Annotated in this window: 17 protein-coding genes; all 17 read left to right on the top strand. The window is 42.2% G+C overall.

Features of this window, described 5'->3' with window-relative positions:
* The 17 genes from flhF (at position 1) to T543_RS06705 (ending at position 16,731) form a co-directional block, all read left to right on the top strand.
* Positions 1-1,302, top strand: coding sequence for a flagellar biosynthesis protein FlhF (gene flhF, locus T543_RS06785; RefSeq protein WP_035767116.1), 1,302 nt, complete (start codon positions 1-3; stop codon positions 1,300-1,302).
* Positions 1,303-1,383: 81 nt separating this feature from the next.
* Entirely contained in the window at positions 1,384-2,286 is a 903-nt protein-coding gene (locus T543_RS06780) for a MinD/ParA family protein (RefSeq protein ID WP_035767115.1), read from the top strand.
* A gap of 52 nt (positions 2,287-2,338) precedes the next feature.
* Complete coding sequence (locus tag T543_RS06775; RefSeq protein ID WP_035767113.1) at positions 2,339-3,061, top strand: flagellar brake protein; 723 nt, start codon at positions 2,339-2,341, stop codon at positions 3,059-3,061.
* Positions 3,062-4,135: a protein-glutamate methylesterase/protein-glutamine glutaminase gene (locus T543_RS06770; RefSeq protein WP_035767111.1), complete on the top strand. Its 1,074-nt coding sequence runs from the start codon at positions 3,062-3,064 to the stop codon at positions 4,133-4,135.
* Positions 4,136-4,260: 125 nt separating this feature from the next.
* Positions 4,261-6,405, top strand: coding sequence for a chemotaxis protein CheA (locus T543_RS06765; RefSeq protein WP_035767108.1), 2,145 nt, complete (start codon positions 4,261-4,263; stop codon positions 6,403-6,405).
* A 43-nt stretch (positions 6,406-6,448) separates the two neighbouring features.
* Entirely contained in the window at positions 6,449-6,928 is a 480-nt protein-coding gene (locus T543_RS06760; protein WP_035767106.1) for a chemotaxis protein CheW, read from the top strand.
* Between the two features lie 49 nt (positions 6,929-6,977).
* Positions 6,978-7,613, top strand: a complete 636-nt coding sequence (locus tag T543_RS06755; RefSeq protein ID WP_035767105.1) for a chemotaxis protein CheC — start codon at positions 6,978-6,980, stop codon at positions 7,611-7,613.
* A gap of 15 nt (positions 7,614-7,628) precedes the next feature.
* Complete coding sequence (locus T543_RS06750; RefSeq protein WP_035767104.1) at positions 7,629-8,114, top strand: chemotaxis protein CheD; 486 nt, start codon at positions 7,629-7,631, stop codon at positions 8,112-8,114.
* Positions 8,111-8,638, top strand: coding sequence for a hypothetical protein (locus T543_RS06745; protein WP_035767103.1), 528 nt, complete (start codon positions 8,111-8,113; stop codon positions 8,636-8,638). Before T543_RS06750 ends, T543_RS06745 begins: the two co-directional genes overlap by 4 nt.
* A 26-nt stretch (positions 8,639-8,664) precedes the next feature.
* Positions 8,665-9,438, top strand: coding sequence for a FliA/WhiG family RNA polymerase sigma factor (locus tag T543_RS06740; RefSeq protein WP_035767101.1), 774 nt, complete (start codon positions 8,665-8,667; stop codon positions 9,436-9,438).
* 24 nt (positions 9,439-9,462) lie between these two features.
* Entirely contained in the window at positions 9,463-11,046 is a 1,584-nt protein-coding gene (locus T543_RS06735; protein ID WP_035767100.1) for a FapA family protein, read from the top strand.
* Between the two features lie 154 nt (positions 11,047-11,200).
* Positions 11,201-11,551, top strand: a complete 351-nt coding sequence (locus T543_RS06730) for a hypothetical protein (RefSeq protein ID WP_035767097.1) — start codon at positions 11,201-11,203, stop codon at positions 11,549-11,551.
* A gap of 172 nt (positions 11,552-11,723) precedes the next feature.
* A complete protein-coding gene (locus tag T543_RS06725) occupies positions 11,724-12,833 on the top strand; it encodes a DUF6115 domain-containing protein (protein ID WP_197023940.1) in 1,110 nt (369 codons plus the stop codon).
* A 70-nt stretch (positions 12,834-12,903) separates the two neighbouring features.
* Complete coding sequence (locus tag T543_RS06720) at positions 12,904-13,779, top strand: hypothetical protein (protein ID WP_155843196.1); 876 nt, start codon at positions 12,904-12,906, stop codon at positions 13,777-13,779.
* A 290-nt stretch (positions 13,780-14,069) separates the two neighbouring features.
* A complete protein-coding gene (gene rpsB / locus T543_RS06715) occupies positions 14,070-14,810 on the top strand; it encodes a 30S ribosomal protein S2 (protein ID WP_035767091.1) in 741 nt (246 codons plus the stop codon).
* 36 nt (positions 14,811-14,846) lie between these two features.
* Positions 14,847-15,797: a translation elongation factor Ts gene (gene tsf / locus T543_RS06710; RefSeq protein WP_035767089.1), complete on the top strand. Its 951-nt coding sequence runs from the start codon at positions 14,847-14,849 to the stop codon at positions 15,795-15,797.
* Positions 15,798-15,951: 154 nt separating this feature from the next.
* Positions 15,952-16,731 (top strand): septum site-determining protein MinC, encoded by a 780-nt coding sequence (locus tag T543_RS06705; protein ID WP_035767086.1) that lies wholly within the window; start codon positions 15,952-15,954, stop codon positions 16,729-16,731.
* The last annotated feature ends 36 nt before the right edge of the window (positions 16,732-16,767 follow it).

Raw genomic sequence — 16,767 nt, 5'->3', positions numbered from 1 at the left:
ATGATCATAAAAAAATACACCGGAAAAACTGAATCGGAAGCTACTGAGATTGCGAAGAAGGAGCTGGGCGACAACATAGTCATTATGAATGTCAGACCGGTAAAAAAGAGCGGCTTTTTTGCTATTTTTGCTCCGACAAGAACTGAAGTTACGGTTGCACTTGAGGAGGAACCTGCTAAAACAGTAAGACCTGTCAAACCTCAGACATCCGTGAAACAGGTAAAGACTCCTGAACAAAAGACTTCGATGGCGGACAAACTTTTGAAAGCGCAGGAGCAGGGCGAAATACCTCCTCTTAAGGTGAATAACAGCCCGATCGTTCCAAATAAGGTTGCTACTGAGAAGGCAGCTTCCTTTAATGAAGAGAGCAGCGCTATAGAGGAAAAGCTTGACAGCCTCCACAATCTCATAGAGAAGAATCTGAAAAGCGAAAAAGATGATAATAAAGAAAATGAGCCGCAAAAGGTACAAGAGGAGGAAATGGAAGAGAAGAATACCATTTCCGATGAAACGATGTCTTTTGTCAAGGTGCTCTATAACACACTTATAGAGAATGAGGTTGACGAGATATATGCAAACCAGCTTACTGATGAAGTTGAGAAAGTAAGTAAGCCCAATATTCCGATGGAATTTGTGCTTGCAAATGTATATCAGAAGATGGTACTTAAGTTTGGTCAGGCAGATACGATAAAGGAAAACACCGACGGACCGATCGCTGAGATTTTCATAGGGCCTACAGGCGTTGGTAAGACAACTACAATTGCAAAGCTTGCATCGGAGCTTAGAGTTTCTCAGAAAAAGAAGGTTGCTCTTTTAACTGTGGATACTTATAGGATTGCAGCAGCGGAGCAGCTTAGAACCTATGCGACAATAATGGAGATCCCGTTCAGGGTGATCTATTCTGTTGAAGAGATGAAACAGGCAGCGGAAGATTTTAGGGACTATGATTACATTATGGTCGATACTGCGGGACACAGCCTGCATAATACAGAGCAGAGAGATACGATGGTATCGTTTATCAAAGCTCTTGAAGAAGTAGTTGAAACCGAGAACTATCTTGTTTTAAGTGCTACAACAAAATACAGGGATCTTATCGAAATAGCTGATGGTTATTCAGAACTTGTAAAATATAAACTTATTTTTACCAAGATGGATGAAACAAGTTCTGCAGGTAATCTCTATAACATCCACATACATACGGGAGCTCCTATGTCCTATATTACGAATGGTCAGAATGTTCCCAGCGATATTGCTGTGTTTGACGCGCAGAGAAGTGTTAAAGGTTTATTGGGCGGAAAATAAGGCTTTTTTGCAATGCTTTTAATGTTAACAAAAGGTCGACTTTTTTCCAGATTTTGATAAAATAGAAACAGGTATTAGTTTATGGATCAGGCTGAACAGCTTAGAAAAATTATAAAGGCATCAAATGCTCCTCAGAGGCCTCTGGCAAGGATAATTACAGTCACCAGTGGCAAAGGAGGAGTAGGTAAATCAAATGTGGCGATCAATCTTGCAATTCAGTTTCGCAGAATGGGACAAAGAGTGATCATTCTGGATGCGGATTTTGGCCTTGCCAATATAGAGATAATGTTTGGAACAGTACCCAAGCATAACTTAAGCGATCTGATTTATCAGGGCAAAAATATAAAGGATATCATCACCTGGGGACCGGAAGGTGTCGGTTTTATATCCGGCGGATCCGGAATTTCGGGGATGTATAATTTAAGCAGAGATTATCTGGTTTATATAATCGTTAATCTGGCTGAGCTTGATGCTATAGCAGATACGATAATAATCGATACGGGCGCAGGTATATCAAGTGCGGTAATGGAATTCCTTGTTGCAAGCGGTGAGATAATCCTTGTTACAACTCCGGAGCCTACATCGATCACGGATTCATATTCACTGCTTAAGGCTTTGAACCAACAGCCCAGGTTCCTTAGAGAAAACACAGTAATAAAGGTTGTCTCCAACAGGGTATCTTCCGCTGAGGAAGGACAACAATTGTATAATAAATTAAATGCAGTAGTCGCAAGATATTTAAAACTTCCGCTTAATTATCTGGGAGCAATCCCGCAGGATCAGATGCTGGCGCGCGGTGTTATGCAGCAGTCACCGGTTTCAATTCAGTATCCGACATCCAAGTCCGCAAGAGCTTTTGAGGAGATAGCAAGAGGTTTGTCGGAGGGAAGTGCAGCCAATGAGATAAAACCAAGAGGAATGGCAGCATTTTTCTCACATATAATTACCGGAAGAAAACTTAGTGCAGATAAAGTTTCCGGGTGAAACAGTACCCGGTTTGCAACATACAAATAAATGGTAAGAGGGGGACCTGAGAATGCTTGCAGATTATATTGCACCCGGCAATAAAATCGAACTTAAAGCGATTGGCAAGGTCTGGATGGATACGGATGCACGTACCAAAAAAATTCACCTCAGTAAAATAACGGATATTTTATCAGAGGATAGAATTGAAGTGCTGATGCCTATGGACAAAGGGAAGCTTGTTCTATTGCCGGTTGACGGTGAGTACAGTTTATGTTTTTACAGCTCCCGCGGATTGTTCCAATGTTATGCCAGAATAGTGGACCGGTATCGCAGTAATAATGTTTATATTCTTGTGCTTGATCTTCTCAGTAATTTGCAGAGGCTGCAAAGGAGAGAATATTATAGATTCAGTTGTGCGCTGGAGTTACGATCAAGGATCTTTTCCGAAGAAGAGGTGGAAGCCATTCGGAGGAATTGGGGATTACTACTGGGAGCAAATAAACCACTGCAACGAAGTGTTATCGTTGACATAAGTGGAGGAGGTTTACGATTTGTCGCTAACTTCCAATATGAAGAGGGTAGTATGATTTATTGCTCCTATCGGTTACCCGGAAATATTAATAATGTTGAGTACGAAATGGTGTGTAACGTACTCAGAGTTCAGGAACTGGAAAACAGGCCGGGACTGTATGAACACCGCATACAGTATGCCTACATCGATGAGACTTCCAGAGAAGATATCATTCATTTTATCTTTGAGGAAGAACGAAAAATCAGAAAGAAGCAAAACTAAATGCCAAATAAAATTTTATTAGTTGATGATTCTGCACTCATGAGAACCGTTCTTAGTGATATTATAAACTCAGATTCAAGATTTCAGGTTGTAGATAAGGCTAAAGACGGTGTTGAAGCTCTTGAGATTTTAAAAACAAAAACATTCGATGCAGTAGTACTTGATGTAAATATGCCAAGAATGGACGGTATTACGTTATTGAAAGAGCTTAACAAAAACAAGATCAAGGCTAAAGTTATGATGTGCAGCACGGACACCAAAGAAGGTGCCAAGGTAACACTTGATGCGCTCGAACTGGGAGCATTAGATTTTGTTCACAAACCGGATCGCGCCTCGGATTGCCGTGGCGATGATTTTACTACAAATATTACAAGGACTCTGGCAGCTGTTTGTCAGTCAAGAGCTCCTGTAAGTACGAAGGCTTTTTCAATCGATGAGATCAAAGCCTCTCGTAAGGTAGTGGATATTGTCGCTAAGCATGCGGACAAGGTCACAGGTAATCGTATCGTTGCGATTGCCAGCTCTACGGGTGGTCCTCGTGCGCTTCAATCGGTAATTCCAAAACTTCCCAAAAATCTTAAAACACCTGTTGTACTGGTGCAGCATATGCCGGAAGGCTTTACAGCTTCTCTTGCAGAAAGACTTGATTCTCTTTCTGAGATAACTGTTAAGGAAGCAGCTGAAGGTGATGTACTAAATGCAGGTTGCTGTTATATCGCAAAAGGCGGTAAGCACATGCATGTGATAACTTCAGGTGGAAAGCACACTATCCATTATGTTGACGGACCGACAAGAGAAGGGGTTCGACCATGTGCGAACTTCATGTATGAATCGCTCATGGATTCCGATTACGACTCAATCTGTTGTGTAGTCTTAACAGGAATGGGTGCTGATGGTACCGAGGGAATAAAAAATCTGAAATCCAAGAAAAAGGTTCATGTCATCGGTCAGGATGCTGATTCCTGCACAGTTTATGGCATGCCTAAGGCAGTGGCAACTGCTGGACTTGTTGATCAGGTGGTAACACTTGATGATATAGCCCAGGAAATAATAATGAACGTTGGCGTTAAGTAATCGCTTAGCGAGGTTATTAGCCAAGGAGCTGAACTTCCTGTGAGAAGTTCTTGGTCAGTAGGATCATCTGTCCCTGATTACTCTAAACGCCTTCGTGAACATTTTCTTATGGAGGTAAAGGGATTATGGATGTTTCTCAGTATCTAGGCGTCTTTCTTGACGAGGCAAAGGAGCATCTCCAAACACTGAACGACAGCATCATGCAGCTGGAGCAGGATCCGGAGAACGAGGATTGTATTAATGAGATCTTCCGTTCGGCACATTCCATGAAAGGTATGGCCGGTACTATGGGTTACAAGAACATGCAGAACTTGACCCATGATATGGAAGATGTCTTTTCAGATGTGCGTAACGGCACTTTGAAAATTGACTCTGGCATGATCGATACTTTGTTCCAGTGCTTGGATGCTATTCAGGCTTATGTGGATAACATTACTGAGTCACAGGATGAAGGAACAGAAGAGAATGCCAACCTGATCAAGGCTTTGGCTGATATCAGAGCGGGAGCAAGTGGAGCAGCACCCGCAGCAGCACCTGCGCCTGCCGCAGCACCTGCCGCTGAAGCTGCGCCCGCAGCAGCACCTGCAGCACCCGCACAGGCAGCACCGCCTTCGGATGCAGATCCTACTAAGGATTACAGAGCAATTAAAATTGACCCTGATACTAAAGGGACATTGGAAGATGCTAAGAGTCAGGGCAAGAAACTTTATGGACTTAATGTTAAGATCCAGGAGAGCTGCATCCTTAAAGCAGCAAGAGCATTCCTTGTATTCAAGGGTATTGAAGAGATCGGTGAATTGATAATTTCCGAGCCTTCTACTCAGGATATCGAGGATGAAAAATTCGAATTCAATTTCAGCTTAATTATTTCTACTGACGAAGAAGATAAAGATAAGATCAAAGATATAGTAAAGAGTGTATCGGAAATCGAGGACTGCGAAATAGGCGATTACGATCCCAATGCAGCAGCAAGTACTGAAGAGGCAGCACCCGCAGCTGATGCAGCACCTGCACAGGCAGCACCTGCCACTCCCGCAGCACCTGCAGCACCTGCTGCTAAGCCTGCAGGAAAAGCCCCTGCAAAGGATGGCGGCAAAAAGCCTGTTGGTAAGCCGGTTGTCAATCGTACAGTTCGTGTTGATATCGACAAACTGGATGTCCTCATGAATCTGGTAAGTGAGCTTATCATAGCTAAAAACTCTTTGATATCTGCTGCAAATTCTGCAGGTATTGTAAGTGGCAACGTAAACGAGCAGATAGAATATCTGGAAAGCGTTACTACCAATCTTCATGAATCTGTCATGAAAGTTCGAATGGTACCTATTGAAAGCGTACTCCAGAAATTCCCTCGTATGATTCGAGATCTGAATAAACAGCTTGGCAAGAACATGGAACTGACCATGACCGGTGAAGATACTGAAATGGACAGAACTGTTGTTGATGAGATCGGTGATCCTTTGATGCACCTTTTAAGAAACAGTGCTGACCACGGTATTGAGTCCGCTGAACTTCGTGCTGAGAGAGGAAAGACAGAAGAAGGACACATTTTCCTTCATGCTTTCCAGGACGGTAACAGCGTAGTTATCGAAGTTGGTGATGATGGTAATGGTATCGATGCCGAGATAGTTAAGAACAAAGCGATTGAAAAGGGTATCGTAACACCAGAGGAAGCTGCTTCACTTACAGAACAGCAGTGCATAGATTTCCTTTTCCACCCCGGATTCTCTACAGCCAAGAAGGTTACTGAAGTTTCCGGACGAGGAGTTGGCCTTGACGTTGTTAAGTCAAAGATTGAATCACTATCCGGTGAAGTAAGCGTTAAGACTAAACTCGGTGAAGGAAGTACATGGCAGATCAGACTTCCGCTTACACTTGCTATTATCCAGGCACTCATGGTTGTTGTTGGCGGAGAAAAATATGCTATTCCTCTTGATTCCATTCAGAGTATTGAGGATGTAGCTCCCACAGATATTAAGACAGTAGAAAATAAGGAAGTTATCAATTTAAGAGGTAGTGTAACTCCTATCATTCGTGTAAGCGACGCACTTGAAACAGAGAGCAACAAGGATGAAAACGAAGATCTTGTAGTTGTTATCACAAGGAAAGGTGATCAGCAATTTGGTCTGGTTATCGATGAACTTATGGGACAGCAGGAAATCGTTATTAAGCCACTTGGCAGATATATGAGTAAATGCCGCATGATAAGTGGTGCGACAATTCTCGGTGATGGCGAGATTGCTCTGATCCTTGATACTAATCAGCTTGCTTAAAAGTGATCAATTGGCGAAGTCTTTTTAAAGAAAGGATGACATTATGAATGAATTAAGAGATACACAGGATGTCGGCGAACTGATCCAATACATCATAATCAGACTCGGCGATGAGCAGTATGGAATAGATATTAAATATATTGATAACATTGTACGTATGCAGCAGATAACGAGAGTCCCTCAGGTTGCGCATTATCTCAAGGGCGTTATCAACATCCGAGGTGTCATTGTTCCTGTAATGAGCCTTAGACTGAAAATGGAGATGGATCCCGATGAGATTACGGATAAGAGCCGTATTATCATCCTTAAGGCAGAGGAAGACACTCTTATCGGAATCATAGTAGATCAGGTTAACCAGGTTCTTACACTTGGCTCTAATAGTATTGAAAAGGTTACATATTCGGCTGATAAAGGTAAAAAGATCAACAGCTTCATAAGTGGCGTAGGAAAATATGAAGGCGGTCTGGTATCTATCCTTGATCTTAATATGGTTGAGATGGAAGAGGATAAAACTAAAGCCTGATAAAACTATGGCACGATGATCATTTTTATATTGCGAAGGAGGAATACCTTTGGGTGAGATGAATTTGGATAGTTTGTCCAGCCAGTACTATGACGTACTGAAAGAATTGGGAAATATCGGTGCGGGGAATGCTACCACAGCACTTGCTCAGATGCTTAATACCAAGGTTGATATGTCTGTTCCGCAGGTTAAACTACTCGATTTTAAGGATGTTGGAGACCTGATGGGTGGTGCAGAGCAGATAATGACAGGCATTTACCTTAGTGTTGAAGGCGACATCAATGGCAGCATAATGTTCCTTCTAGGTATGAAAGCAGCCAGACATCTTGTAAATATGCTTATGGGCATTACAGACAAGGATGAAAATGTACCATTTGATGAGACAGAGCTCTCGGCAATGAAAGAAGTGGGAAATATCATTACAGGTTCATATCTGAATTCATTATCGATGATAACGAATCTGAAACTGCTTCCTTCAGTTCCTTTTATAGCAATCGATATGGCAGGAGCTATTCTGTCTGTTCCTGCGATCGAATTCGGTATGATGGGAGATAAGATTCTTCTTATTGAAACCAGATTCTTTGATACGGAGAGCCTTAGCGGATACTTTATCCTTCTGCCGGATATGGAGGGTTACAGTAAGATATTAACGTCGCTTGGAATGGGCGATATTACCGTGAGCTGATAAAGGAGCATATACATGAGCCAAATAATCAAGGTTGGTATGGCTGATCTGAATATTTGCGTAAGCCCCGATGGAATTACAACGTTGGGTCTTGGTTCCTGCGTGGGAATTGCGGTCAGAGACCCTGTGACCAAGATCGGCGGACTGGCGCACATAATGCTTCCGGATTCCAAGGAGATTAAGAATAACTCCAATATCCCGAAATTTGCCGATACAGGTATTGATGAACTGATCAAACAGGTGGTAGCAAAGGGAGCAAACCGTTCCCGTCTCGTTGCAAAAATTGCCGGAGGTGCGCAGATGTTTGCTTTTACCTCAAGCAATGCGACCATGAGAGTGGGCGAAAGAAATGTTGCTGCCACACTGAAGAAATTAAAGGAACTCAATATACCGGTACTTGCACAGGATACGGGAGATTCGTATGGTCGTACAGTAATCTTTTATCCGGAAAGTGGTGATTTTGTAATCAGAGCTGTAGGCAAACCGGAAAAAACAATATGAGTAAAGATAACGAAGATAAAACAGAAAAAACTAAAACCAATCAAGAAGAGAACATAAGCGAGGAAAAAAGTAAAAAGAAGGATAGCGGTAAAACTAAAAAAGTCAGGTATGAGGTAGTCGTCGAAGCTCCAAAAACGAGGCTTATTACAGCTATTGTAATGCTTGCGGGAGGCCTATGTGTTGCTATCTACACAGGTCTTGAGGGGTATGATACCAGTACCTGGCTTTATATCCTTTTTGTTTCACTTATTATTTTCCTCATTGCAGGTCTGCTTCTTGAATGGATGGTAGTTCACTTCCTTAAGCTCAATAATGCCAAAGATGAGGCAATTGCAGCTCAGGAAGAAGCTATTGCTCAAAGACAGGCCGATGAACTTGCTGCTGAAGAAGCAGAAAAGCAAAGAAGGCTTGAAGAACTTGCACAGCAGGCTGAAAACGATAGCGAAGAAGCTTTGAACGTGCAGTCTGACCTGCCGAATGACTATGATGCATTCGGAGAAAGTGATGAATTCGAAGAGGTTTAACTCGAATTTGACGGGTAATTATAGACATGGATGAAGCTGGAAAGAATAAGCTTTGGGCTGAATATCATAAGAACAAAGCTCCTGAGCTTAGAGAAAAACTAATCTTAGAGTATGCTCCGCTGGTCAAGCTTGTGGCGGGGCGTCTCTCCATGTATCTGGGTTTTAATGTGGAGTATGATGATCTTGTTGGGTATGGTATTTTCGGACTGATCGATGCAATAGATAAGTTCGATCTTATGAAGGATGTTAAGTTTGAAACATATGCCAGCGTGAGAATCAGAGGTGCTATCCTTGACCAGATAAGGAAGATGGACTGGATTCCCAGAACGATCAGACAGAAGCAGAAGAAGATTGAAGCTGCGATTCATGAGATTGAAAAGGAGAACGGCCATCCTGCATCAGATACGGAAATTGCGACAAAACTCGGAATCTCCGAGGATGAATATGTAAACTGGCAAAATCAGATGAAGGTTACCGGAGTTGTTTCCCTTAATGAATTTATGGAACAGGGAAGTGATGTTCCTGAGGACTCCAATAATCTTTCATCAAGTTTTGAGAAGCCGGAGGAAGCGGTAGAGAAGGAAGAACTAAAAAAAATGCTGGCTGAGAGCCTTGAGCTTTTGACTGACAAAGAAAAGAAAGTCATCCTTCTTTATTACTATGAGGAGCTGACGCTAAAAGAAATAAGTAATGTTTTAGAGGTTTCAGAATCTCGCGTATCCCAGTTGCACACAAGGGCACTTCAGAAGATGCGCACTAAACTGGGAAAATATATGGGTATACTTACGGAATTACACTAAAAATTATTGAGGGGTGTGGTATAAATGAACGGTTATTTTCAGCTTGTTATTACTCCAAATTCCACAGGTATAAGAATTTATCCGCCTACTGATGGAGGCGATAAGTTAAGGTATGACGATGTCAAAGAATACCTAGAAGATCGTTCGGTACGATTTACTCCTGCGGTTTTAAATGATGCTCTGAATGAGGCTTCAGAGAAGGTTGTAATTCTTTGTGATGATACTATTTTTCCTGAAAGAGAAAGTTACAAGCTAACGATAACCAGGGATAAAATGGAGGCCATAGCATATTTTTATGCTCCTTCCGAAGGGGCAGAACTCATGACCGAAAAGGAATTTCTGGAGGATCTGGCTTACAGGAATATTTCTTACGGAATAGATGGAGATGCCATAGCGGGCTTTTTTGCTAACAGAGAATATTGCAAAGATATAACCATAGCAAGAGGCACTCATGTAAGACAGGGAGCGGATGCCAGGATTGAATATGCATTTAAGCAGAACCTTCGAGCAAAGCCTACAATGCGGGAAGATGGCAGCGTAGACTATTTTAACCTGAACATAATCAATCATGTCAAAAAGGGCGATGATCTGGCACAGCTGATACCCGAAGATCCGGGTGATGTAGGAACAAATATTTTTGGAGAAGAGCAAAGGCCTCACCCTGTAAAACCCCTAAAGCTTGTTCCCGGAAAAAATACAATACTTACTGAAGACGGTCTGATGCTTAAAGCAGCGGTCGACGGACATGTAACCATAAAGGAAGGAAAGGTTACTGTAAGTAATGTCATACAGTTTGAAAATGTTGACGTGTCCACAGGAAATATTGACTATGACGGAAGCGTTGAAGTAAAAGGAACAGTAGCTTCGGGCTTTACTATAAGGGCCGGCGCAAACATCATTGTTAAAGGTGTTGTGGAAGGCGCATCACTTACTGCAGGAAATGACATCATCCTTGAAAGAGGAATAAATGGTATGTCAAAGGGTGAAATTAAGGCCGGCGGCAATATCATTACTAAGTTTATAGAAAATGCAAAAGCATCTGCGAAGGGCAGTATAACCAGCGAATGCATCATGCATTCAGTTGTTGCTGCAGGAACAGAGATTACAGTTCGCGGAAAAAGAGGCTTCATCGCAGGCGGAAAAGTTACTGCTACCGATAAGATCACTGCCAAGGTTCTCGGAAGCGAAATGGGATCCAATACGGTAGTTGAGGTTGGCGCTGATCCAAATATGAAGGTAAGGATCAAAGAACTTCAAAAGGCGATAGGAGACTCGGAAAAGAAACTTGAGAACATAACTCCTACTGTGGGAGCTATCACAAAACGTTTAAAGAGTGGAGCAAAGCTTACTCCCGAACAGACAAGGCAGGCTCAGCAGCTCATGACTATGAACAAGGTCCTGACCAGCCAGATTGAGAAAAACAACGAGGAGCTTGCTCAGCTTCAGCAGAAACTGGCTGATTCCAAGGAGGCTTATGTGGTTGTTGAGGAAACGGCTTATCCCGGAACCACAATTCAGATCGGAGATCAGCTCACCACTCTTAAGAGTGCATCTACTTACTGCAGATTTGAACTTAGAGACGGCTATGTAAAATCAGGCCCAATCTGATGCTTGCAATGTAATCGGCTATAAACATGGGGATTTATAGCCGATTGTTTATATCATGGGAACTTGCTTTCCTATGATATAAAAACGCTCCGCTATGGATGCGACTTTTGTTCTATCAAAACAGCATCAGATGCAAAAATGAAGGGAGGAAATTATGTCAATAAGCAGGATTGATTTTCAGGGGTCGGTTGCGAGAACGGGGGACTTTTCGCAGCTAAAACAAAATGAAGACAATAAAGTTGTAACTGACCAGAATGCTTTTCAGACAGAGTTCAAAAAAGAAGTTGATCAAAAGACAAATTCTGTTAATCATAAGGAAAATGTCGATCAGCAGAAAGAAAAGCACGATGCCAAGGAAAAGGGAAAGAATGAGTACCATGGAAATGGCGGAAGTAAGCGCGGTCAGACACAGGAAGAACTTGAAAAGCTCGCCGAATCGATAATCGGGTCTGACGGGCGCCCTTTAGATATGCATATTTCCTCAGGGTTTGACTTCAAAATCTGAACCCTCTATAATACATAATAGTGTATTCTGTATGGGAGCGGAACACTGATGTAAGAGTGGGGAAAATATGATAAGTGTGACAGAAATAATTTTAATCGTCGTCGGGATCCTGGCGGTAATATTGGGGTATCTGATTCCTTCCGGAAGTGCTTTTTCCGAGGAGGAAAGTGGTGTGTCTGAACAGAAGATAAGTGAGATGGTCAGACGTGCTATTCAAAATTCACAGGGACAAATTGATGACATGCTCGATGATTGCATGGAAGAGGCCATAAATAAGGCTGAGAGAGCAATGGACAGAGTCACCAATGAGAAAATGTCCGCTATCAGTGAGTATTCAGATACCGTTATGAATGATATCCATAAAAATCATGATGAAGTAATGTTTATGTACGACATGCTCAACGATAAGCACAAGAACCTCAAAAACACTGTTTCTGAGGTTGATCGTGTTGCCAAGGAAGCAAAGCAGACTGCAAAAGAAGTCGCTGAAACCACTGAGCATGCTGAGGCTGCTACAAGGGAGCTTACTGAGAAGAAGGCTGAAGCTGCTACAAGAGAATTTACCGAGAACAAGGTTCAAAGAAGCAGCGAATTTTCTTCCCTTACAGATATCCTTGACAGAGCAGATGCTGTTGCTGCAGCAAAGACTCAGAATAAAGTTATCCGTTCGGAAAATTATAGTGAAATGGTAGTTGCTCCTCAAAGAGAGTATGTTCCTACATATATTGATACAGAATATCAACAGGCTAAGGCGCCTGTAGCTGAACAGGCCGTAAGCTATGAAAGCGCTCCTGATAATTCATACCAAAATGCAAATAACAATGCTTACGAAAAAGGCGCGGAAGAATATGACGCAGATGATATGTCATATTTTGACGAAGATGATGAAAATGATGAGATGTCCAATATCTTAGAGCCTGTAGGAGAAGATTCCTTTAAGGAAGGCACCGGAGCATCCGGTGGTAATCTGATGCAGGATCAGGAGATAGTGCAGAATAATGAGTTGGCGCAGCCTGTTGAGATCGCTTCTTTAGAGACTGAGAATTCCGCCAAAGTTGTTTCCCTTGCAGAGGCTTCAAGGAAAAAGGCTCAGGCTGAAGTTCCGCAGGAGGCACAGAATATAAACAATCCCGCTTCGAGGAATCAGAGAATCCTTGATATGCACAAGGCAGGAAAATCCGCTGTAGTTATAGCAAGAGAATTAAGACTTGGAATCGGCGAAGTTAAGCTTGTCATTGACCTTGCGGGAAAGCATAAAAAGACAAGAAGCTCAATAATATAAAGAATCAGATATCTGTTTTCAGGTGGGAACAGTAATTATTACATCAAAAATGAGGGTATGAAAAAATAATATGAAATTAAAATACTATTTACGAGGACTCGGACTGGGGGTTCTTCTGACATCGATAATCATGGGGGTTGCTCTTTCCGGAAAAAATAAGAGCATGAGTGATGAGGAAGTCATAAGAAGAGCAAAACAGCTTGGCATGGTCGAAGCGGAAAATACATTGTCAGAATACTCCGGTGCCCAGAAAAATGCAGAGGAGGAAGACGATGGTACTACATCCGATCAGGCGGTTCTTGAAGACGGAAAAGAAGAAACTAAAGAAGCAGACCAAGGGGAGTCTCAGACAGGTGAATCAGTTCCTGAGGTGGATGAGAAGGCGCAGGAAAGCGCTTCGTCTGGAGAAAGCAGTGAAAGCATTGAAACGGACGCTGATATTGCTCTTGCCCCTGAAGATGATCAGACAGCTTCCTATACGGAAAGCATCAGCGCAAAGAACACCACTTCTTCGCAAGAGGAGGTATCTGAAGAGCCTGTAAAAGAGGAAGTAAAGACACAACCTGAAGAGAATCAAGGCTCCAATGAAACATCAGAAACCCAGAAAAGCGAGGCTTCTGAAAACGAAACAAAAACAGATGAGACTTCAGAAACCGAAACAGAAAATAAGCAGGTAAATGATATAGGTGCAGAGGCGGCTTCATCAGAGCAAAGCAGTAATACTGAATCAGCCGCTGAAGTTAATTATGTGGTTGTAGTTCTTCCGGGAGGAACCGGATCGGATACATGTTCTGCTGTCATAAAAGAAGCAGGTCTTGTGGATGACGCTATTGCTTTTAACAGATATCTGGTAAACAGTGGTCTTGACAGAAAGATCAGATCCGGAACCAAGCAGATTCCTAAGGGATCATCTTATGAAGAGATAGCCGCTATCATTACAAAGTAAAGAGATAAAACGGATTTAGTTACTGAAAATGTTTTGCTTTATGCAATTTATACCTGAAAAAAATAAAAATATATTGTCATGAGCCCGAAAACATGGTATTCTAATGAAGCTGTGAGCTTTCGGGCTTTAACTATGCCCAAAAACAGGCTTATAGTGTAACAAATAAACACGCATGTCCGTAATCTGTCCGGTGTCCATTGTGATAGGACGGGTGCTCACTGCAGGAAATAACGCCCCTGCAGATCAATGGGTAAAGACATGGGGAAGATTAACCAAATGGAGGTAATAACATGAGCGTTGTATCAATGAAACAGTTACTTGAAGCAGGTGTACATTTCGGACACCAGACAAGAAGATGGAACCCTAAGATGGCTCCTTACATCTTCACAGAGAGAAATGGTATCCACATCATCGATCTTCAGAAGTCAGTTGTAAAGGTTGACGAGGCTTACAAGGCAGTATTTGAGATCGCACAGCAGGGTGGTACAATCCTTTTCGTTGGAACAAAGAAGCAGGCACAGGATGCTGTTAAGACAGAAGCTGAGCGTTGCGGTATGTATTATGTAAACGAGCGTTGGCTTGGTGGTATGCTTACAAACTTCCGCACAATCCAGAGCAGAATCGAGCGTCTTAAGAAGCTTGAGAAGATGCAGGAAGATGGAACATTTGATGTACTTCCCAAGAAGGAAGTTGCTCAGCTCAACAAAGAGTATGAGAAGCTCAACAAGGTTCTTGGCGGAATTCGTGATATGAAGAGAATTCCTGATGCTATTTTCGTAGTAGATCCTAAGAAGGAAAGAATCTGCATTCAGGAAGCAGAGACACTTGGAATCACACTTATCGGTATCGGCGATACAAACTGTGATCCTGAAGAGCTTGATTACATCATCCCCGGAAATGATGATGCTATTCGTGCAGTAAAGCTTCTTGTTGGTAAGATGGCAGATGCTGTTATCGAAGCTAATCAGGGTGCTGAGAACTTAACATCTGAGGCAGAGGCAGAAGCTGAAGCGGCTGAGGTTGAGGAATAATTTTTTAAAATAAAAATAATTCGGAGGATTAAATAGATGGCTATCACAGCAGCAATGGTTAAAGAGTTACGTGAATCTACCGGTGCAGGTATGATGGAGTGTAAGAAGGCTCTTACAGAAACTAACGGCGATATGGATGCAGCAGTTGAGTTCCTTAGAAAGAACGGTCAGGCTAAGGCTGAGAAGAAAGCTAGCAGAATTGCAGCAGAAGGTCTTACAAGAGTATCTGTCAAGGATGACAAGACAGTTGCAGTTGTAGAAGTAAACTCAGAGACAGACTTCGTTGCAAAGAATGAGCAGTTCCAGAATTTCGTAGAGGCAGTTGCTAAGCAGGCTGTTGAATCAGATTCTAAGGATATGGATTCATTCATGGCTGAGAAGTGGATTCTTGACAACTCCAAGACAGTTCAGGAGGCACTTGTTGAGATCACTGCAGTTATCAGTGAGAAGATCAGCATTCGTCGTTTCGAGAAGGTTGTTGCAGAGAACGGTGTAGCAGTTCCTTATGTTCATGGCGGCGGAAGAATCAGTGTTATTGTTGAGGCTGATACAGATGTTGTTAACGATAACATCAAGGATGCACTTAAGAATGTTGCAATGCAGATCGCAGCACTTTATCCTAAGTATGTTGATATGAATGATGTTCCTGAAGAATTCAAGGAGCACGAGAAAGAAATCCTTCTTGCTCAGGCTCTTAAAGAAAATGAGGAACTTCCTGAAGGTAAGAGAAAGCCCCAGCAGATCATCGAGAAGATGCTTGTTGGACGTCTTCAGAAGGAGCTTAAGGAAATCTGCCTTAATGAGCAGGTTTACGTTAAGGCTGAGGATGGTAAGCAGACTGTTGGCCAGTACATTGCACAGGTTGGCAAGGACAATGGTGCAAACCTTTCTATCAAGCGTTTCGTTCGTTACGAGACAGGCGAAGGTATCGAAAAGAGAGAAGAGAACTTTGCTGAGGAAGTTGCTAAGCAGGCAGGTATGCAGTAATTTTATTCTCATTACAAGTAGAGACTATGCCCTTGTCGTTTTATACGGCAAGGGCTTTTCCTTCAAATAGAGCACTTGACAAGTTTTATTAGTCCAGAGCGTGCTAGTCAGATAATTTGATAATTAGCGATTCACCGGGAGATTTGTATAATACATGAATTTAGTAAATTTAAAGGGGACAAACTCGGGGATAGTATTGGAACTTAGCTCCGAGCCGGCTTTTGATGAATTAAAAACAGAAATTGCAAGGAAATTCAAGGAATCCAGGAACTTCCTAGGGAAAGCCAGTATGGGGATTTTTATTAAGGGAAGAGCTATAAATGATGTTGAAGAAAACGAAATAGTAGACATCATAAGGGCTAACAGCGATATTGATATCAGTTGTATCCTGAGAGAAAATTCTGAGCTGGATCAGATATTTGTCCATTATGCAAAACATAACGATGATTCAGAAAAAGAAAGTGATAAGAAAGAAACAAATATAGAAAATGACCATGATGATGCTGATGTAAAGGGGGATATACTTGATTCACTGGATGGAATAGCAAAGATTTATCCCGGAAGCCTAAGGTCAGGTCAGTCTATTTCAGATAATAGAAGTGTTGTTATTCTCGGCGATGTTAAGCCGGGAGCTTCGGTGACATCTGAAGGCTCGATTTTTGTTATGGGTGCGCTCAGAGGAAGTGCCTTTGCAGGATCAGGTGGAGATGAAAGAGCTTTTGTTGTTGCATTAGAGCTTGATCCGCTTCAGGTAAGGATTGCGAATGCGATTGCGATTTCGCCTGATTCTGAGACAGGACCGAAGCTTAAGATGCGCAGATTCAGAAAAAAAGTCGATGAAAAAACCACTGAGGTTGCATTTATTTTAAACGGACACGTAGTTAAAGATGCTTATGGCGCTTCCTTTTTAAAAAACCACTTGGGAGCAAAATGAGCTTGTGATATGATAGTTTAGTAAAAATATTTTCTG

This window comes from Butyrivibrio sp. NC2002, from assembly GCF_000702265.1.
Taxonomy (GTDB): Bacteria; Bacillota; Clostridia; order Lachnospirales; family Lachnospiraceae; genus Butyrivibrio.
This window is presented reverse-complemented; position numbering and strand designations above follow the sequence as displayed.